This is a genomic window from Rhodococcus globerulus NBRC 14531 (assembly GCF_001894805.1).
Lineage (GTDB): Bacteria > Actinomycetota > Actinomycetes > Mycobacteriales > Mycobacteriaceae > Rhodococcus_F > Rhodococcus_F globerula.
In genome coordinates, this window is record NZ_BCWX01000003.1 from 575,751 (window position 1) to 593,177 (window position 17,427).

The following is a 17,427-nucleotide window of genomic DNA, read 5'->3' on the forward strand; positions in this document are numbered from 1 at the left end:
AAACCTAGAACATGTTCATCTTGCGGGTTCTGGCGGTGCCGGGCAGGGGAACCGGAAAATTTGTTATCCGCGAAGGAGTTTCGTCAGATCTTCGAGGACGGTCGCGTCCTCGATGGTGGATGGCACTGTGTACTCCTCGTTGTCGGCGATCTGGCGCATGGTCTTGCGCAGAATCTTGCCGGAACGAGTCTTCGGTAGGGCGCCCACCACTGTTACGTCGCGGAACGTGGCGACGGCACCGATCTGATCGCGGACCCGGGCGACCAGTTCTTTGCGCAGCGTCTCTGGATCGATGTCGACGCCGGACTTGAGTACGACGTAGCCGCTGGGACGCTGTCCCTTGAGTTCGTCGTGGATGCCGATGACGGCGCATTCCGCGACTGCGGGATGGCCTGCGACAACAGCTTCCATGCTGCCGGTCGAGAGGCGATGGCCCGCAACGTTGATCACGTCGTCACTGCGGCCGAGGACGAATACGTAGTTGTCCTCGTCGATGTAGCCGGAATCGCCGGTGAGGTAGTAACCGTCGAAGGTGGAGAGATAGGACTTGACGTAGCGATCGTCGTCGCGCCACAGTCCGGCGAGTGTGCCGGGAGGCAGGGGGAGCCCGATCACGATGTTGCCCTCGGTGCCCGCCTCGACGAGTTCGCCCTTGCCGTCGACGATTTCGACGCGATAGCCGGGGCACGCGACGGTGGGGGAACCGGCCTTGATCGCCATGGGTTCGAGGCCACGAAGGTTTGCGCAGATCGCCCACCCGGTTTCGGTCTGCCACCAGTGATCGATGACCGGCCGGTCGAGAACGCGGGTCGCCCATTCGTACGTGTCGGGGTCGAGGCGCTCACCGGCGGCAAACAGGGTATCGAGCGACGAGATGTCGTACTTGGCAATCTCTTTCGCGTCGGGATCGGCTTTGCGGACAGCGCGGATTGCTGTTGGAGCGGTGAACAGCGCCGAGACCTTGTACTCGGAAATGATGCGCCAGAACGCGCCGGCATCCGGCGTTCCGACGGGCTTGCCCTCGTACATGACCGTCGTGGCTCCCGCGAGAAGCGGGCCGTAGACGATGTACGAGTGGCCGACCACCCAGCCGACGTCGGACGCGGTCCACCACACCTGGCCAGGGGAGATGTTGTAGAGATTCTTCATCGTCCAGGTCAAGGCAACAGCGTGTCCGCCGTTGTCGCGCACAACGCCCTTGGGCTTACCCGTGGTGCCCGAGGTGTAGAGGATGTAGAGCGGATCGGTAGCGGCGACAGAGACCGGAGCAGCCGGCGTCGTGTCGGAGATCAGCTCGTCCCAGTCGAACCACGCTGCGCCACTGGACTTGTAATCGGCCGCCGAACCCGGAATCTGCTCACGATTTTTCACGATGACGGTGTGCGCCGGTGTCGCGGAAAGCTGCAGAGCCTTCTCCACCATCGGCAGATATTCGATGGTGCGGCCCGGCTCGAGGCCACCAGACGCGGTCACCAGGACAACCGGGCCGGCGTCGTCGATACGAGTTGCGAGTTCCTTCGCGGCAAAACCGCCGAACACCACCGAGTGCACTGCGCCGATGCGCGCACAGGCCAGCATCGCAATTGCTGCTTCGGGGATCATCGGCATGTAGATGATGACGCGATCGCCCGCCACAACACCTTGGTCGCGAAGCACACCGGCAAACAGTGACACCTGCTCGAGCAGTTCCGAGTACGTGTACGTGGCCTTGGTGGGGACCATCGCGGAGTCGAAGATCAGTGCGGTCTGATCGCCGCGGCCGTCACGGACGTGGCGATCGAGAGCATTGAAGCTCGTGTTCAGCGACGCACCCGGAAACCAGCGGTAGACGGGCGCCGCGGAATCGTCGAGAGCTGAAGTGGGAGCCACATCCCAGTCGACTGCCTGCGCAGCGTCGAGCCAGAACTTTTCCGGCTGGTCCATGCTCTCGCGGTACGCGTCGGCATAGGTGGTGTGGGACGCCGGCTGGCTCTCGCTCATCGATGTGGGTCCTTTCCTCAACTTCGGAACATCTGTGACGGGAAACACCTTAGGCCAGGTAGGGGACAGATTGGGGCTGAGGATGGCCGGGAAGGTTCCTTTGCGCTGGACGGGCTCGATTTGTCGGTCAGTGGCGGGTTTCGAGCGCGGGGTCAGGAGCCGGCGCGAGTTCTGCCTCCTCGCGTCGAATCGTGACGCGGAGTACGGCGAGCAGGAACAGTGAGAGAACAAATCCGGTGAGGGCGCCGAACTGATCTTGGGCAAACAGGAACACCTGCGTCACGAGAAGGTTGACGACGATGGAAGCCCGCAGCAGTCGCAACGCGCGTAGGTAGCGTCCGCGGAACAGGAACCACACCCCGAGAATGACCAGGATTCCGGCGGTAATACTCGACAGCAGAACCACAAGATCGGAGATGTCCTGCGCGATGATCTCCTCGTCGGTCACAAACGCGACGACGACGCTGATCACTGCGCTGAGTGCGTCCAGGACAAAGATTGCCAGCACGACACGGCGGACTATTCGATGACCGACAAAGGCGTCGAGGCGGGCCGAGACCGAGTTGCGCCACTGCGTGATCCGCGATTCGATACCGTCGCCGGTGGGGGTGTGTGAGTGCAGACCGGCCCTGATCGACCCGGCCAAGTCGGCAAGCGTGGGGTCGCGGACTCCGTCGAGAACGCGCAGTGCGTGGTTGTAGTGAACGGTATCCAGTTGTCCGAGAGCAAGATCCGACAGTGCTCGCGCGCCGATGGACAGTCGATGGCGGTCGTTCATGCCGCGCCGGATCACCACTTCACGCGCTACCAGGTAGAACAGAACAAAGACGACGTACATGATGGCAATGGCGGGTTGGTAGAAGTAGTTGACGTCGGACGTGACGAACTTGCCGATCTCGTCGATGAACAACCCGAATCCGATGCCGCCGATCAGCGATGCGCGGTCGCGGATTCGACTGCCTTCCGTGATGGCTGTCATGACGATCGCGACCGCCATCAGTAGTCCGCCCCACAGAACATGCGCGATATGCAGTGCACCGCCGCCGATCTGGGGATATCCCATGGCAGCGAGGTAGGCACGGGTGATGAGCACCGTGGCAATCGAGGCGAAGAGGAACACTTCGAAGCGCGCCAGCGCGGCGCGGTCGTAGCTGTGCGTCAGTACGCTCGGATCGGTCGCCTTCGGATTCACCGGGGTACCCCCAAATTACGATAGCGAGAGATCCGCGCAGAGGTTCTGTCGACGGTGGATTCAGTTGCCAGCAGGGCGAGTTCGTGCGAGATTGCCGCCCCGACGCGTTTGGAGAACTCGACGGGTTCGTCTGCCGCATCGGGGCGTTCGGGGATGATGGCGTCGACGATGCCGTCACGTAGAAGGTCCGACGATCGGATTCCCTGGGCCGCGGCCATCTGCGGAGCATGGGTGATGTCGCGATGCACGATCGCACTGGCGCCTTCGGGTGGCAGTGGGGCGAGCCAACCGTTCTGTGCGGCCAGCACCCGATCGGCCGGCAGAAGCGCCAATGCGCCGCCGCCAGTGCCCTGACCGAGAAGCACCGAAACCGTGGGCGTCTTCAGCATCACGAGATCTGCTATGCAGCGGGCGATTTCGGGAGCCAGTCCGCGTTCTTCAGCTTCCTTGGACAGCGATGCTCCGAGCGTGTCGATCACGAGAACCAAGGGAAGTTGTAGTTCTTCCGCCAGTTTCATGCCGCGTCTCGCCTCACGCAGGGCCGCAGGCCCCATGGTGTTCTGGGTTGACTGCCCACTGCGATCCTGCCCGAGCAGGATGCAGGGGTAACCTCGGAACCTGGCGAGCGAGAGCAGGATCGTCTTGTCGGTCTCACCTTGGCCCGTGCCACTGAGCGGTACCTGTTCGGTGGCAGCATGGCGCAGTAGTTGCCGGATACCCGGACGGTCTGCGCGGCGGGACAGCATCACCGACTGCCAGGCCGGAACGTCGGGGATTTCGGGAACATCTGCGGATTCGGGTGCTGACGGCGCCGGGGGATCGCTGAGAACACACAGTGCTCGATTGACCAGCAGGCGTAGACGTTCGACGGGCACAACACCGTCGATGACGCCGTTGCGGTACAAGTTCTCCGACGTTTGAATGCCCTCGGGGAACTTTTCGCCGTACAGCGACTCGTAGACACGTGGTCCGAGAAAGCCCACCAGTGCGCCTGGTTCGGCAATGGTGATGTGACCAAGCGATCCCCAAGAGGCAAATACGCCACCGGTGGTGGGGTTGCGCAGGTAAACCAGATACGGCAGATGTGCCCCCTTGTGGAGTGCAACAGCCGCGGCGATCTTGACCATCTGCACGAAGGCAACGGTGCCCTCCTGCATCCTGGTTCCGCCGGACGTGGGGGAGGCCAGGAGCGGAAGTTGTTCTGCCGTGGCACGTTCGACGGCCGCCGTGATTCGTTCCGCTGCGGCGACGCCGATCGAGCCCGCGAGAAAGCTGAAATCGCAGGCGATTACCGCGACCCGACGCCCACGAACGGTGCCGACGCCGGTAGTTACCGACTCGTCGGCACCGCTCTTTTCCCGAGCTTTGGCAAGGTCTGCGGCGTACTCCGGGCCGGGATGGACGTCGAGCGGCGCCACGTCCCAGGAGGCGAAGCTCCCTGGATCGAGTACCTGCGCCAGTAATTCCTCGGCCGAGATTCGCACAACACCCTCCGTATCAGGTAAGCACCTTCGCTGCGGACGAACCTACGGGGCGAAGTGCGTGAGTGTGAAACCGGATCAGCGGCCGAAGGCTTCCTTCCACGAGACGACCTTGCCGATGCGAAGGATGGAGCGCTGGTAGATCTTTGCCGCGATCATCGAGAAGATGACGGTCACAGTCACCATCAGCACGATGGTGCCCACGATCTGGAATGGCGTTGCCACACCCGCAGCGATCCGTAGCGGCATGAGGATGGCGGAGAACGGCGGAATCCAACTGAGAACGTTGCTCAGAGTTCCGTCCGGATTTCCGACGGTGGAGAACGCGATACCGAACATCGCCACGATGAGTATCACCAGTGGTGCGGCTGTGGCGTTGACGTCTTCCTGCCGTGACACCATGGAACCCGCGGCGGCATAGAGAACGGCAAAGAATGCGAACCCGAGAATGAACCAGCCGATGGTGCCGATCAGCACGCCGATCGCGGTTCCGGTCACAGTCAGAAGCCCGGTTGCCAGGCCCGTGCCAACTCCGGCTATCGCGTACGCGGCCAGCTGGAGTAGTCCGACCGCACCGATTCCGAGTACCTTGCCCCACAGCAACTGCAACGGCCGAAGCGTCGAAAGTAGCAGTTCGACAACACGACTCGACTTTTCCTCCACGACACCCATTGCCACGTAGGTGCCGAACAACATGATCTGCATGTACAGCAGGGCCACCGCTGCAACGGACAGCGCGATGCGCTGACCCTGCTCGGGGTCTGGCGGATCGAGAGTATCGACGGTGACCGTGGCGGCTGCCGTGGCGTTGGCAAGCTGCGCCGGATCGACTCCCGCCTCGGTCAGCGCGGTCGATTGCGCTTGCTGGGCAACGGAACTCTCGACAACCACCCGCAGGTTGGTGTCGATTTCCTTGTTCGTGACGACGGTGACGCTACCGCCGTCGCCCGGTAAGACTGCGAGGTCGAGGTTTCCGTCCTTCACGTCGGTGCGGGCGGCTTGCTCGTCGCTGTATTCCTTCACCTCGACCGGAGTTCCGATCGCGTCGCCGGTGGTGACAAGAGTCTGTGAGAGCGACTGATCGCCCACCACACCGATCGTGGACTTGCTGTCGTCACCGCCGGAGAACAGCGAGATGCCGATGATGCCACCGACAATCGCGATCAGAATGATGATGTTGCTGATCAGGAAACTCTTTTTGGCTATCTGGGTGGTGAATTCGCGCCGCGCGACCAACCCCACAGCGCGGGCCCCACTCAACTGTGTGCTCACGCTGCAACCACCTCGCGGAACAGATCGGTCAAGGACGGGCGTCGGCGGGTGAATTCGTGAACCGGGCCCGTTTTCAGAGCAGCGTGCAGGATCTGCTGATCGTCAGCGGTGGCGTCGACGCTCAGGAGCGTCCGTCCACCGCCGTGGCTGATTGCCGAGACGCCGATGAGGTGATCGGCCCAGCCGGCGGGAGCGTCGGGCGCATGCACTTCGAGCTGGGCATTTCCCTTACCGCGCAACTCGTTCACTGTTCCGATCTCGCGCATACTGCCCCGGCTGATGATGCCCACACGATCACACAGGCGCTCCACCAGTTCGAGTTGGTGGCTGGAGAATATGACGGGCACGCCCGTGCGCGCCTTTTCGACCAGGACTTCACTCATGACGTCGACAGCTACCGGGTCCAAACCCGAAAAGGGTTCGTCCAGCACCAGTACCGCGGGATCGTGAACCAGTGCGGCGGCGAGTTGCACACGTTGCTGATTGCCCAGCGACAACGAGTCGACGGTGTCTTTGACTCGACCGGCGATGTCCAAGCGTTCCGTCCAGCGCTCTGTCGCCGCCCGTGCGTCAGCCTTGGACAGGCCGTGTAATTCTGCGAGGTAGGACAATTGGGTGCCCACCTTCATTTTCGGATACAGCCCACGTTCTTCCGGCATGTACCCGATGGTGCGGCGCACATCGAGGTCGACAGGTTTGCCGCCGAGCCGGACCTCCCCGGAGTCGGCCGCAAGCACACCGAGGGCGATGCGCATGGTCGTCGTCTTTCCGGCGCCGTTACTGCCGACAAACCCGAAGATCTCCCCTGGATGCACCTCGAAGCTGAGGTTGTCGAGCGCAACGACGTCGCCGTAGCGTTTCGAAATGCCGTCGATCGTGAGGGTGGCTGGCATGGTTCCTTCCCATCGGTCGAAATGTTCTACTGCGGTCAGTCTGTGTCGCCAGGTTCCGGATCGGGTTGCGTCCAGGCAATGATCATCGCCGGTGTACATGCACCGATCAGCATCGCGGTGATTGCCATCCCACCTCCCGAGTACGCCAGTCTCTCTACATTCCACCCCACTGTCGAGGTGAAAATCAGGAATATCGCGACAATGAAGACCAACGTTTGGGTTACGGTCAGCGCGATCGAGCGGGCACTGTTGCGCTGCTGGATCTCCCATTCGTCCAGCGCATCACGTGGCGCGTCGCCCTGACGCCCTGAGACCACTTGCACAGATGTCCACAGGGGCAGAAATATGAATGTAAGCGGCACCCAGAGCAGGGGAGCCACCGTGGTGTTGAAAAGAAAAGCGACTGCCAAGACGATCATCGCGGTGAATACGACGCCGAGCGCGGTCACGAGCACCCGTCGGCGCCGACGGGTTCGCCACTTCGGCAACCAATGCCGGAAAGTTTCCTCTTGCTGCAGGAACTGTCTGGTGCGGCGCGCCTGGTAGCGGTCGATCAGATTTAGTTCAATCAGATTCGTTTGGGACACTGGTCTTTTCGCTCCCTTCGGTGATCCGGCCCGGTCGGTAGACCTCGGTGGACAGGGGGCCGAACTCCGCGCGGGAGAACACCGCTTCCACCGGGAGGTCGAACACGTCGCAGATGCGGAACGCGAGATCCAGGCTGGGGTAGTGGTCGCCGCGCTCGAGCGCGCCGACGGTCTGGGGATTTACATCGACAAGGTGTGCCAGCTGCGCCCGAGTCATCTTTCGCTCGGCACGAAGTACACCGATGCGATTGAAGATGGGGAGCGAGGCTCCCCGCCGGACTGGGCTCATGCATCAAAGTGTTGTAAAAACCCAACGTTTTGTCAAGGATTCTGCATCCAGAAGTCATGCCGGCATGTGCCGATCGGATTAGGGTTTGCGATATGGCTACGGATGAATTGGTGCTGGAGAAGTCCCACGTTGTGATTCAGGTGCTCGAGGACGGCAGCTACAGCGTGGGGTCGCAAGGCCGGGACGAGGTCTGGCACGCGCCGATGGAAAAAGGTGCCGTCGTCGGCATCGGGCAGCACACGCCCGGCGACGTCGAGGGTGAATCGTGGTGGGTGGTGTACGGGCAATCCGATCCGCAGGCCGACGTGACGGTTCGCCTCGAGGACGGTTCCCACGTTCCGGTACTGCGTATCGGCGACATCTTCGTTTGTGAATGGGTGAGTGTGCCGCAGCGGGCGTTGCTCTATCGATCGGATCGTCCGGTGGAGTCTCAGCCGACCAACTTGTCGGTGCTCTTTGCTCGTCCGCGGTTCATGCCCAACGCGCCGTTCCCGGAGAACGATCGCTTGTAGATTGTTACGGTACGTACTGTACCGTTTAGAATATGACGTCCTGGCCCGCAGAACTTCCCGTTGTTCAACTGCGCATTGCGCGCCCCACCGATCGGCTTGCCGAGGTAATTGCCTTCTATCGCGATTGTGTGGGCTTTGCCGAGTTGTATCGATTTGCCGGGCATGCGGGATACGACGGCATCATGCTCGGGCTGCCGGATGCGAGTTATCACCTCGAATTCACTACTCACGAGGATGGCAGTCCATGTCCGGCGCCCACCCGCGACAATCTGCTGGTTCTGTACTTCACCGGAGAGTCTGCGATGTACGAGGTGGTGCAGCGGTTGGGTGAGGCCGGGCATGAACCGGTCGAGTCCGAGAACCCGTACTGGATCGAGAACGGCGGCATGACCTTCGAGGATCCCGACGGATGGCGCCTGGTCCTCATGCCGCGGCCGGTGCTCTAAATGGTGCGCACGCGTGACGACCGTATCGACGACGCCGTCATTACCGCAGCTTTGGAGTTGTTGGCAGAGAAGGGTTATGCCGAGCTGTCGATCGGATCCGTCGCATCGAGAGCCGGTATTCACAGGCCCGCGATTTACCGGCGATGGCCGTCCAAGCGGCATCTGGTTGTCGATGTTGTTGTCGGACAGATCGGTATCCATCCGACGCCGGATACCGGCGATCTTCGCGCCGATCTGATCGCCGGCATCACGACTGTGGTTGTGGGACTGCGGGACACCGTTGTCGGCTCCGTGCTTCCAGCGCTGGTTGCGGACCTGGCGGCAGACCCGGAACTGGCCAGCACTTTCCGTGAGTCCTTCTTCGAGCCGCGACGCAATTCCACTGCGGCAGTGCTGGAATCGGCGCGCGCTCGGGGCGAGATTCGTGAGGACTTCGACCTGGGTTTTGTGCTCGACGCACTCGCAGCACCAGTCTATTACCGGGCGCTGTTCCGGCATCTACCCCTGGACGTGCACCTTGCGGAGCAGGCGGTCGATACGGTCCTGCTCACATTGGCACCGCGCGAAGAATCGTGATTTCTTTTTCGGCTCAGTTCAATTCGAGCGGATCTGGACCGACTCGAGTGTCCGTGTTCAGCGCGTCGATTGCTGCCGACTGATCGGCGCTCAGAGCAAAGTCGAAGATATCGGCGTTGTCGCGCATGCGCTGCGGTGTCACTGTCTTCGACAGTACGGTGTGGCCCTGTTCGATGTGCCAGCGCAAAATGACCTGCGCCGGCGATTTGCCCAGTGCCGCAGCGATGTCGACGATCGTCGGATCATCGAGGATGGTGCCCTGGCCGAGCGGGCTCCACGCCTCGATCTCGATACCGCGGTCTTGTGCATCTTTCCGCGATGTGTGCTGTGCCAGCCTGGGGTGCAGCTCGATCTGGTTGACGGCGGGTGTGATCGAACTGCGCTCTGCCAGTAGATCGAGGTGCTCGGGGAGGAAGTTGGAGACGCCGATTGCTCGGGTACGTCCGGACGCGAGGATTTCCTCGAACGCCGCCCAGGTCTGCGCGATCAGGCCCTTGCCCGGCGCCGGCCAGTGGATCAGGTACAGGTCGACGTAGTCCAGGCCGAGCTTGCTCAAACTGGTGTCGAACGCTGCCAGCGTGCGGTCGCGGCCCTGATCGTCGTTCCACAACTTGGTGGTGACAAACAGTTCTTGTCGGGGGATGTCGGAGCCTGCAATTGCGCGGCCGACGCCGGCTTCGTTTCCGTAGATCGACGCGGTGTCGATGTGGCGATATCCCAGGTCGAGGGCGGTAGCGGTGACATCCTCGGTCTGCTCGTCCGGAACTTGGAACACGCCGTATCCGAGTTGCGGAATGGTGATCGGTTCGCCGGTGGTTCCGTGGGTCAGTGTGCGGTCGGGTATCGACAACATCGTGGGTGCCTTTCGAGACTCGAGGTGCAGTGACGGCCTTCTGGGCCGCAGCGACCTATGCCGCGCATGCAACTATTGCGTGCGCCGGATAAATAGTTGCACACGCGTGTTGTCTGCGCAAGCGCGGGACTGCTACTCCTCGAAAAGTTGCCCGTCGTCCATACGCCACTTCCGGGTGCTGCGAGTGGAACTGAGCATCCGGCGATCGTGAGTGACAAGAAGCAACGTGCCCTCGAAGGATTCCATTGCCTGCTCGAGCTGCTCGATCGCCGGCAGGTCGAGGTGGTTGGTGGGCTCGTCGAGCACGAGCAGGTTGACCCCGCGGGCCTGGAGCAAAGCCAGTGCCGCCCTGGTTCTTTCGCCGGGGGAGAGGGACGCTGCCGACCGCAGCACGTGATGCCCGCGTAGACCGAATTTGGCGAGGAGAGTACGGACGTCGGCGTCGGGCCACTCCGGAACCTGGGCACCGAAAGCCTCGACCACCGGCTGATCACCCTCGAACAGCCCTCTGGCCTGATCGATTTCGCCGATAGCGACACCGGATCCGAGGGAAGCGATTCCCTCGTCCGGAGTGAGTTTGCCGAGCAGGACATTCAATAGGGTGGTCTTACCGGCGCCATTGGCGCCGGTGATGAGAATGCGGTCACCCCAATCGATTTGCGTCGTGACGGGTCCGAAGGTGAACTGGCCGCGGGTTACCTTGGCGCCGTTGGTGGTTGCGACCACAGATCCGGATCGGGGAGCGGCCGCGATTTCCATGCGCAACTCCCATTCCTTGCGAGGCTCCTCCACCACGTCGAGGCGCTCGATGCGGCGCTGAGTCTGACGGGCTTTGGCCGCTTGCTTTTCCGTCGACTCGGTACGCAATCCGCGGCCGATCTTGTCGTTGTCCTTGGCCTTACGGCGCGCATTGCGTACGCCGTGTTCCATCCAGTTGCGCTGCATCTGGGCGCGATCTTCGAGTTCGGACCTGGTGCCCGCATATTCTTCGAACGCCTCGCGGGCGTGCTGGCGAGCAATCTCACGCTCAGCAAGGTACGACTCGTACCCGCCGTCGTAGACGGCGATATTCTGTTGTGCCAGATCAAGTTCCACGATTCCGGTGACGGTGCGCGAAAGGAACTCGCGGTCGTGGCTCACCACAACCAGGGCCGCTCGCGTTTCTGCGACAAAGCGTTCGAGTTGCTCGAGGCCACGCAGATCGAGATCGTTGGTGGGCTCGTCGAGCAGCAGGATGTCGTAGCGAGAAAGCAGCAGCGACGCGAGGCCGGCGCGAGCCGCCTGACCACCGGACAGTGCCGTCATGTGTGCATCGAGGGGAACTCCGAGGCCCAGTTCGTCGACAACTTTCTCCGCGCGTTCCACCAGGTCTGCGCCGCCGAGTGTGAGCCAGCGCTCGAGCGCCGGCGAGTACAGGTCTTCCGCGGAATCCGCGAGGGTTTCCGCAGCGGCATTCATGACGTCTTCGGCGTGCGTGACTCCGGTGCGTCGGCCCAAGAATTCGAGAACGGTCTCACCTGCGATGCGGTCGGGTTCCTGCGCCAGGTAGCCAACAGCGGCGTCGGGTGGGCTGAGGGTGATCGACCCCTCCACATCAGCGGTTCCGGTTCCGGCCAGCGCTGTCAGGAGCGTCGACTTGCCCGCGCCGTTGGCGCCGACAAGGCCGATGACGTCGCCGGGGGCGACGGTGAGATCGAGATCGGAGAACAGGGTGCGTTCTCCCCGGGAAGCTGAGAGTCCGCTGATGCGCAGTGTTGCAGTCACAGGTGAAGTATCCCCTGTGCTGCGCACAGCGTCAGCGTCGCACCAGGTGATACCAGCACGGATGGGCCGCACGGGCAGGCAACGGCGCATCGGCCATATCGGCCGGATCACTCGACACCATGGTCCAGCCGTCGAAAGCTCGGGCGACGTCGTCCTTCGACACGCCATGCGGCATCGGCCATCGATGGCCTGGACTGAAGGCGAACATGATCAACGACGCTTCCGGTGCCGTGACGGCATTGACGGACTCCGCGTATTCACCGCGCTCGTGATCGTTCAGGCCGTGGAAGCATCCGATGTCCAGGACCAGCATGTGACCCGGGTCGACTGCGATGTGCAGATCGGTTGCGTCCTCATGCAGGAACCGAATGTTCGAGTGGGCCTCGCGGGCCCGGATCCGTGCTTTGTCCAGAGCTTCCTGCTCGTTGTCGACTCCGGTGACCTGCCAGCCACGCTTTGCCATGTCGATGGAGTGCTTTCCGGTTCCGCATCCGATGTCGAGGGCGCGCCCGTTGTCGGGGACGGGGATAAAGTCGAGTAGAGCGGACAGTTGGGTGTCAAAACCTCGCCGGGTGTGCTCCCACGGAGTCACTCCCACTTTGTAGGCGAGATGGTAGGGAAGATTCATCGCCGTCCCTTTCCCTCGAGGAGATTTCAAGGCGTGTCTTCCAAGGTAGACGGGGTTTTCGGGCAGGACAAGGGGGCACGCGCGGGAACACTCCACCGGTTTGCCGCGTTGACTGGGTATGACCGAACCACAAGACGTGACCACTGTTCCGAGCATTGTGTTGGCCGACGGCAAGGCCATGCCCGCTTTGGGATTCGGTGTCTTCCAAGTGCCGGACGACCAAACTCGAGACGCCGTATCAACCGCCTTGCAGGCTGGTTATCGAAGTATCGACACCGCCAAGATCTACGGAAATGAGGCCGGTGTCGGGCAGGCGATTGCCGAGTCCGGTATCAACCGCGAAGACCTCTACATCACTACCAAACTGTGGAATGACGATCAGGGATACGAGTCGACGCTGGCGGCATTCGACGCGAGCCTCGAGCGACTCGGCCTCGATTACCTCGACCTCTACCTGATCCACTGGCCGGTGCCGTCGCAGGACCTTTACGTCGACACGTTCAAGGCATTCCAGAAGCTCAAGGCCGATGGTCGGGTGCGGTCGATCGGTGTTTCGAACTTCACCGTCGACAACCTCGAACGGGTGATCGGGGAGACGGGTGAGGTGCCGGTCCTCAACCAGATCGAATTACACCCCAAGTTCAACCAGTCCGAACTTCGCGCCTTCCATACCGGCAAGGGAATTGCCACCGAGGCGTGGAGTCCGCTCGGCCAAGGCACTCTGCTCACGGATCCCGTCATCACCGCGATCGCCGACGCCCATGGCGTGACCGCCGCTCAGGTTGTCATTCGTTGGCATCTGCAGATCGGCAACGTCGTGATCCCCAAGTCGGTGACACCGTCGCGTATCAAGGAGAACTTCGACGTCTTCGGATTTGCATTGACGCCGGACGAGATCAATGCCATTGGATCACTTGATGATCCGGCCGGTCGAATCGGTCCGAACCCGGCGGTGTTCGGGAGCTAGATCAACGAATACCTGCAATAAGGCAACGGCACTCCCACTATCGAGTGGGAGTGCCGTTGCCGTGTCGGATCAGTTCAGATGTGTGCGGTGCTCTGCGGTGAAAGCGATGTGTTCATCGGTGCGTCCGGTGCGGAGTTTCTCCACCCACTCGGGGTCGGCGAGAAGTGCGCGCCCGATGGCGACCATGTCGAATTCGCCGTCCTCGTACTGAGCTTCGAGACGCTCCAGTCCGGTGACATCGGATGCCGCGTCGGCGGTGAAGGCCGTGGTGAACACAGAATCGAGCCCGATGGATCCGACTGTGATGGTGGGCAGGCCGGTCAGCTTCTTCGTCCAGCCGGCGAGTCCGAGTTTGCTGTCGTCACCGCCCAGTTCGGCGAACGCCGGCTCCCAGTGTCGCCTCGTCGACGGGTGCAACACATCGACTCCCGCATCGACCAGCGGAGCGAGGATGCGCCCCAGTTCCGCCGGACTCTGGGCGATCCGAGCGTCGTACTGACCGGACTTCCACTGCGAGAAACGGTAGACGATCGCGAACTCGTTTCCGACAGCCTCTCGGATGGCAGCGACAACCTCAGCCGGGAAGCGAGTTCTGGCTTCGAGCGATCCGCCATATGTATCTGTGCGGACATTTGTTCCAGCCCAAAGGAATTCGTCCAGTAGGTAGCCGTGCGCGCCGTGTAGTTCCAGGCCGTCGAATCCGGTGCTCTGTGCGTTGAGGGCGGCATCTACCCAGGCCTGCTTCAGTGTTTCGAGATCAGACGTGGTGAATTCTCGTCCCAAGCGCGTGCCGTCGAGCGCCAAACCGGACGGGCTGACGGTCTCGGCCTCGGGATTGAGGCGGGAGTTCTCGCCGCGCTCGACACCCAGATGCCAGAGTTGCGGAATGATGGATCCGCCCTCGGCGTGGACGGCGTCGACAACCGAGCGCCAGCCGTCCAGGCTCGAGTCGCCGTAGATGCGCGGAACTCGGGTATGCGGGCCGGCGGCGGGGTCTGGGATGTACGTGCCTTCGGTGATGATCAGGCCGACACCACCGGCTGCCCGACGACGGTAATACTCGGCTACGTCGGCTCCGGGAATTCCGTCGGGCGAGAACGCGCGGGTCATCGGGGCCATGGCAAAGCGGTTACGCAACGAGAGTGATTTCACCTCGAAGGGCTGGAAGAGGCCGCGCAACGCGGAGGCCTCGGGGGCGTTCGAAGTGGGGGAAAGAGTCACAGGTCTGTTCAACGTGGCGGCCTCGACGACTATTCCGGGTTATGGCAGTCGATATTAGTTAGTGCAGTATTAGTTATCGCACTAACTAATCTGTTACGGTGTACTCATGACCACGCAGGAGTCGCTCACCGATCCGCTGGCACTCGACCGCCAGGTGTGTTTTGCGCTCGCCGTTGCGAACCGGGCCGTGCTGTCCGTATACCGTCCATTGCTCGAGCCGATGGGCCTCACGCATCCCCAGTATCTCGTGATGCTGGCGTTGTGGGGGAAGGCCCCGATGGCGGTCAAGGAAATCGGGCAAGCATTGCAACTCGATTCGCCGACGCTGTCACCGCTGCTCAAGCGTCTCGAGGCGTCCGGGCTGATCACGCGAACGCGGAGCCGGGCTGACGAGCGCCAACTCGACGTCGATCTCACCGAAGCTGGTGCAGCTTTGCGGAGCGAGGCGGAGAAGATTCCGCCGGCAGTGGTGGAGAAGCTTGGTGTGGGACTAGCTGAACTCGAAGAACTTCACACGGTGCTCACGCGTGTCAATGAAGCCGCGTTGCGTGCTGGAGCACTAGACCAATGAAAGGCAAGGATATGTCTACCGTGCCCGCAGGAAAACAGCGCACGTCACCGAATCCTCTTCAGTGGCTTGGCTATTCGTTCGGTCGCAAGTTGCCGGATTCCATGCAGGAATGGGTGCGCAACGATCTGATCGGCGATTGGGCGGTGCCACGTCACCTCGTCCGCAGCATGGTGCCGTTCCTGCCGGTTTTTGCGGTTTTCATGCTGTTCCCGGGTCCGTGGGCGCTGCGAGCGTCCATGGTGCTTCTCGGAGTATTGCTGGCGTTGTTCTATTCCGTTTCCTACATGGCGCAGAACAGGTCTCGTCGACTCGAACGCCACGGCCTGCCCGCGGATCTGGAAAACCCGAAAAAGGTCACTCGTCACGACGCCGAGAAGGCCGCATACGACAAGCTGTACGGCCACAGTTAGTCGGGGCCGTACGAACTTCAGTCCCTAGTTGCGAATTCGCGTGCCTCGAATGCCAGATCGTCTGCAGCGGAATCCATGCGGGCGATCTCGCGATCAGGCACCGTCAGGACGGCGACGATCGGCACTGCCATCGCAAGAAGTCCGATGACAAAGACGGGGAAGAGGAACGCGAACACCTCGAGCCCGACGGGTGCGGGGGCGGACGTGTCGTGGACAACCTGCACCGCTGCCATACCGGTGTAGTGCATGCCGACCACGGCGACACCCATGATCACACCGGCGATCAATCGCATGACGGTGGATTCCATCACCATCGTGAACCACAACGCGGCGGTGCCGGCCACAACGGCGATCACCAGTGACAGTGCGACGAAGTACATGTTGTAGTTGATCTCACCCTGAAATCGCAAGGCCCGCATACCCGTGTAGTGCATGATGTTGACCGCGATGCCGACGAGGAAGCCGGCGGCCAGGAGCCGAGACCAGCGGAATTCTGTGCCGACGATCAACAAGCCGACAAATACTGCGGTCACGGACATCAGCGCCGAAATGATCGTCCAGGTCAGACTGTAGCGAATGGGACTGCCGGGCACGGCAAACCCGAGCATTGCGATGAAGTGCATCAACCAGATACCGACACCGCCGATGGACAGTGCGCCCATGAACAACCAGCGCAAGCGAGCTGCCGGGTGGGTGGCCGCCGCGCCGTGTCGGGTGCATGCCAATCCGATGACCGATCCCGAGACTGCAACGGCGAACGCCAGTCCGAGCAGCCAGATTCCCATCGAGAAATGGTGCATTTCATCCGACATGCCAGTTCCTTAGGTTTGTTGTTGTCAGAGGTGTCAGTACAGTGCTGCGGCCGCGATACGTTCGAGCGCGTACTCGGTGATCGTGATCAAGGCCTGCTTCGCAGATTCCCGGTTACGCGCGTCGATTTCGATCATCGGGACGCGGTTGGGCAGCGCGAGAGCCTGACGAAGATCACTCGCGGCGTGGATCGGAGCTCCGTCAAAACGGTTGACTGCCACGATGAACGGCAATCCGCGTGCTTCGAAGAAGTCGACAGCGGCAAAGCTGTCTTCGAGGCGACGTGTGTCGACGAGGATGACCGCTCCGATGGCGCCGGTGATGAGGTCGTCCCACATGAACCAGAACCGTCGTTGACCCGGTGTGCCGAACAGGTACAGGACCAAATCGTCGGCCAGCGTAATGCGGCCGAAATCCATTGCAACTGTTGTGGTGTCTTTGTTCGGTGTCGCGCCGAGATGGTCGATGCCGTCACTGGCGTCTGTCACCAATGCTTCGGTGCGCAGCGGCACGATCTCGGAGACCGTCCCGACAAGGGTGGTCTTTCCGACACCGAAGCCGCCGGCGATCACGATTTTCGTCGAGGTGACGCGAGATGATGCGTCAGAGTGCCCGAAGTCCACTGAGGGTCCTTTCGATCAATTCGCGGCGCTCGACCGCAGTCGCATCGCTTCGCAGAGTGGCTTGTACTTCCAATGCCCCGGCGACGATCAGATCCGCCACCAGGACTCGGGCCACCCCGATCGGAACACCAAGGTGTGCACCGATTTCCGCGATGGAGATCCGCTGCTCGCAGAGGGAGACGATCGAGGTGCGAATGTCTTCAGGTGCAAGGCGCCCAGCGACGGCATCCTCCATCGTCGCGACAATCGCTTCGATGGGGAGGTCGATGGACGGCTGAGTCCGACCTTCGGTGAGCGCGTATGGACGAACCAGACTCGGTTCGGGGTCAACGCGTTCGGGGTGATTGGACAT

Annotated in this window: 20 protein-coding genes; 6 read left to right on the plus strand and 14 right to left on the minus strand. The window is 61.9% G+C overall.

The window, feature by feature from the left end; genetic code table 11:
- Positions 1-63 precede the first annotated feature (63 nt).
- From RG2_RS17945 to RG2_RS17975, 7 genes are all read right to left on the minus strand, one after another.
- Entirely contained in the window at positions 64-1,980 is a 1,917-nt protein-coding gene (locus RG2_RS17945) for a propionyl-CoA synthetase (protein ID WP_033234128.1), read from the minus strand.
- Positions 1,981-2,107: 127 nt separating this feature from the next.
- Complete coding sequence (locus RG2_RS17950; RefSeq protein ID WP_045069085.1) at positions 2,108-3,172, minus strand: hypothetical protein; 1,065 nt, start codon at positions 3,170-3,172, stop codon at positions 2,108-2,110.
- A complete protein-coding gene (locus tag RG2_RS17955; RefSeq protein ID WP_033234129.1) occupies positions 3,169-4,656 on the minus strand; it encodes an acetyl-coenzyme A carboxylase carboxyl transferase subunits beta/alpha in 1,488 nt (495 codons plus the stop codon). Before RG2_RS17955 ends, RG2_RS17950 begins: the two co-directional genes overlap by 4 nt.
- A 75-nt stretch (positions 4,657-4,731) precedes the next feature.
- Entirely contained in the window at positions 4,732-5,925 is a 1,194-nt protein-coding gene (locus tag RG2_RS17960; protein WP_033234130.1) for an ABC transporter permease, read from the minus strand.
- A complete protein-coding gene (locus tag RG2_RS17965) occupies positions 5,922-6,818 on the minus strand; it encodes an ABC transporter ATP-binding protein (protein ID WP_033234131.1) in 897 nt (298 codons plus the stop codon). The genes RG2_RS17960 and RG2_RS17965 overlap by 4 nt, the downstream gene beginning before the upstream one ends.
- Before the next feature lie 35 nt (positions 6,819-6,853).
- Positions 6,854-7,390: a hypothetical protein gene (locus RG2_RS17970; protein ID WP_033234373.1), complete on the minus strand. Its 537-nt coding sequence runs from the start codon at positions 7,388-7,390 to the stop codon at positions 6,854-6,856.
- A complete protein-coding gene (locus tag RG2_RS17975) occupies positions 7,383-7,694 on the minus strand; it encodes a helix-turn-helix transcriptional regulator (RefSeq protein WP_033234132.1) in 312 nt (103 codons plus the stop codon). Before RG2_RS17975 ends, RG2_RS17970 begins: the two co-directional genes overlap by 8 nt.
- Positions 7,695-7,786: 92 nt before the next feature.
- On the opposite strand from RG2_RS17975, the gene RG2_RS17980 reads away from it, so the two are divergent.
- From RG2_RS17980 to RG2_RS17990, 3 genes are read left to right on the plus strand one after another with little or no spacing between them, the layout of a single operon-like run.
- Positions 7,787-8,206 (plus strand): hypothetical protein, encoded by a 420-nt coding sequence (locus RG2_RS17980; protein ID WP_033234133.1) that lies wholly within the window; start codon positions 7,787-7,789, stop codon positions 8,204-8,206.
- Positions 8,207-8,238: 32 nt separating this feature from the next.
- A complete protein-coding gene (locus tag RG2_RS17985; RefSeq protein ID WP_033234134.1) occupies positions 8,239-8,652 on the plus strand; it encodes a VOC family protein in 414 nt (137 codons plus the stop codon).
- Complete coding sequence (locus RG2_RS17990) at positions 8,653-9,228, plus strand: TetR/AcrR family transcriptional regulator (RefSeq protein ID WP_033234135.1); 576 nt, start codon at positions 8,653-8,655, stop codon at positions 9,226-9,228. It abuts the gene before it with no gap.
- A 13-nt stretch (positions 9,229-9,241) separates the two neighbouring features.
- Here RG2_RS17990 and RG2_RS17995 read toward each other — a convergent pair whose 3' ends face one another.
- From RG2_RS17995 to RG2_RS18005, 3 genes are all read right to left on the minus strand, one after another.
- Positions 9,242-10,081 (minus strand): aldo/keto reductase, encoded by an 840-nt coding sequence (locus tag RG2_RS17995; protein ID WP_033234136.1) that lies wholly within the window; start codon positions 10,079-10,081, stop codon positions 9,242-9,244.
- Between the two features lie 132 nt (positions 10,082-10,213).
- Complete coding sequence (locus RG2_RS18000; RefSeq protein ID WP_033234137.1) at positions 10,214-11,845, minus strand: ABC-F family ATP-binding cassette domain-containing protein; 1,632 nt, start codon at positions 11,843-11,845, stop codon at positions 10,214-10,216.
- 31 nt (positions 11,846-11,876) lie between these two features.
- Entirely contained in the window at positions 11,877-12,473 is a 597-nt protein-coding gene (locus tag RG2_RS18005; protein ID WP_033234138.1) for a class I SAM-dependent methyltransferase, read from the minus strand.
- Positions 12,474-12,591: 118 nt separating this feature from the next.
- Between RG2_RS18005 and RG2_RS18010 the strand changes: the two genes are divergently transcribed.
- Positions 12,592-13,440 (plus strand): aldo/keto reductase, encoded by an 849-nt coding sequence (locus RG2_RS18010; RefSeq protein WP_033234139.1) that lies wholly within the window; start codon positions 12,592-12,594, stop codon positions 13,438-13,440.
- A gap of 69 nt (positions 13,441-13,509) precedes the next feature.
- On the opposite strand, the gene RG2_RS18015 is transcribed toward RG2_RS18010, so the two are convergent.
- Positions 13,510-14,661, minus strand: a complete 1,152-nt coding sequence (locus RG2_RS18015; protein WP_051730468.1) for an NADH:flavin oxidoreductase — start codon at positions 14,659-14,661, stop codon at positions 13,510-13,512.
- 106 nt (positions 14,662-14,767) lie between these two features.
- Here RG2_RS18015 and RG2_RS18020 point away from each other — a divergent pair, with 106 nt between their 5' ends.
- On the plus strand, positions 14,768-15,232 hold the full coding sequence (locus RG2_RS18020; RefSeq protein ID WP_033234140.1) for a MarR family winged helix-turn-helix transcriptional regulator: 465 nt from the start codon (positions 14,768-14,770) through the stop codon (positions 15,230-15,232).
- 20 nt (positions 15,233-15,252) lie between these two features.
- Positions 15,253-15,642, plus strand: coding sequence for a DUF5313 family protein (locus RG2_RS18025; protein WP_371851324.1), 390 nt, complete (start codon positions 15,253-15,255; stop codon positions 15,640-15,642).
- A gap of 17 nt (positions 15,643-15,659) precedes the next feature.
- On the opposite strand, the gene RG2_RS18030 is transcribed toward RG2_RS18025, so the two are convergent.
- From RG2_RS18030 to RG2_RS18040, 3 genes are read right to left on the minus strand one after another with little or no spacing between them, the layout of a single operon-like run.
- Positions 15,660-16,454 (minus strand): MHYT domain-containing protein, encoded by a 795-nt coding sequence (locus RG2_RS18030; protein ID WP_033234141.1) that lies wholly within the window; start codon positions 16,452-16,454, stop codon positions 15,660-15,662.
- Between the two features lie 33 nt (positions 16,455-16,487).
- Positions 16,488-17,075: a GTP-binding protein gene (locus tag RG2_RS18035; RefSeq protein WP_033234142.1), complete on the minus strand. Its 588-nt coding sequence runs from the start codon at positions 17,073-17,075 to the stop codon at positions 16,488-16,490.
- The gene (locus RG2_RS18040; protein WP_033234143.1) at positions 17,056-17,427 is read right to left on the minus strand and encodes a DUF742 domain-containing protein; all 372 of its coding nucleotides are present in this window, start codon (positions 17,425-17,427) and stop codon (positions 17,056-17,058) included. The genes RG2_RS18035 and RG2_RS18040 overlap by 20 nt, the downstream gene beginning before the upstream one ends.

Bases quoted from the DNA above. Each gene is read 5' to 3' on its own strand.
- RG2_RS17945 (WP_033234128.1), bottom strand. From the start codon at position 1,980: ATGAGCGAGAGCCAGCCGGCGTCCCACACCACCTATGCCGACGCGTAC.
- RG2_RS17965 (WP_033234131.1), bottom strand. From the start codon at position 6,818: ATGCCAGCCACCCTCACGATCGACGGCATTTCGAAACGCTACGGCGAC.
- RG2_RS17975 (WP_033234132.1), bottom strand. From the start codon at position 7,694: ATGAGCCCAGTCCGGCGGGGAGCCTCGCTCCCCATCTTCAATCGCATC.
- RG2_RS17980 (WP_033234133.1), top strand. From the start codon at position 7,787: ATGGCTACGGATGAATTGGTGCTGGAGAAGTCCCACGTTGTGATTCAG.
- RG2_RS17985 (WP_033234134.1), top strand. From the start codon at position 8,239: ATGACGTCCTGGCCCGCAGAACTTCCCGTTGTTCAACTGCGCATTGCG.
- RG2_RS17990 (WP_033234135.1), top strand. From the start codon at position 8,653: ATGGTGCGCACGCGTGACGACCGTATCGACGACGCCGTCATTACCGCA.
- RG2_RS17995 (WP_033234136.1), bottom strand. From the start codon at position 10,081: ATGTTGTCGATACCCGACCGCACACTGACCCACGGAACCACCGGCGAA.
- RG2_RS18005 (WP_033234138.1), bottom strand. From the start codon at position 12,473: ATGAATCTTCCCTACCATCTCGCCTACAAAGTGGGAGTGACTCCGTGG.
- RG2_RS18010 (WP_033234139.1), top strand. From the start codon at position 12,592: ATGACCGAACCACAAGACGTGACCACTGTTCCGAGCATTGTGTTGGCC.
- RG2_RS18020 (WP_033234140.1), top strand. From the start codon at position 14,768: ATGACCACGCAGGAGTCGCTCACCGATCCGCTGGCACTCGACCGCCAG.
- RG2_RS18030 (WP_033234141.1), bottom strand. From the start codon at position 16,454: ATGTCGGATGAAATGCACCATTTCTCGATGGGAATCTGGCTGCTCGGA.
- RG2_RS18040 (WP_033234143.1), bottom strand. From the start codon at position 17,427: ATGTCCAATCACCCCGAACGCGTTGACCCCGAACCGAGTCTGGTTCGT.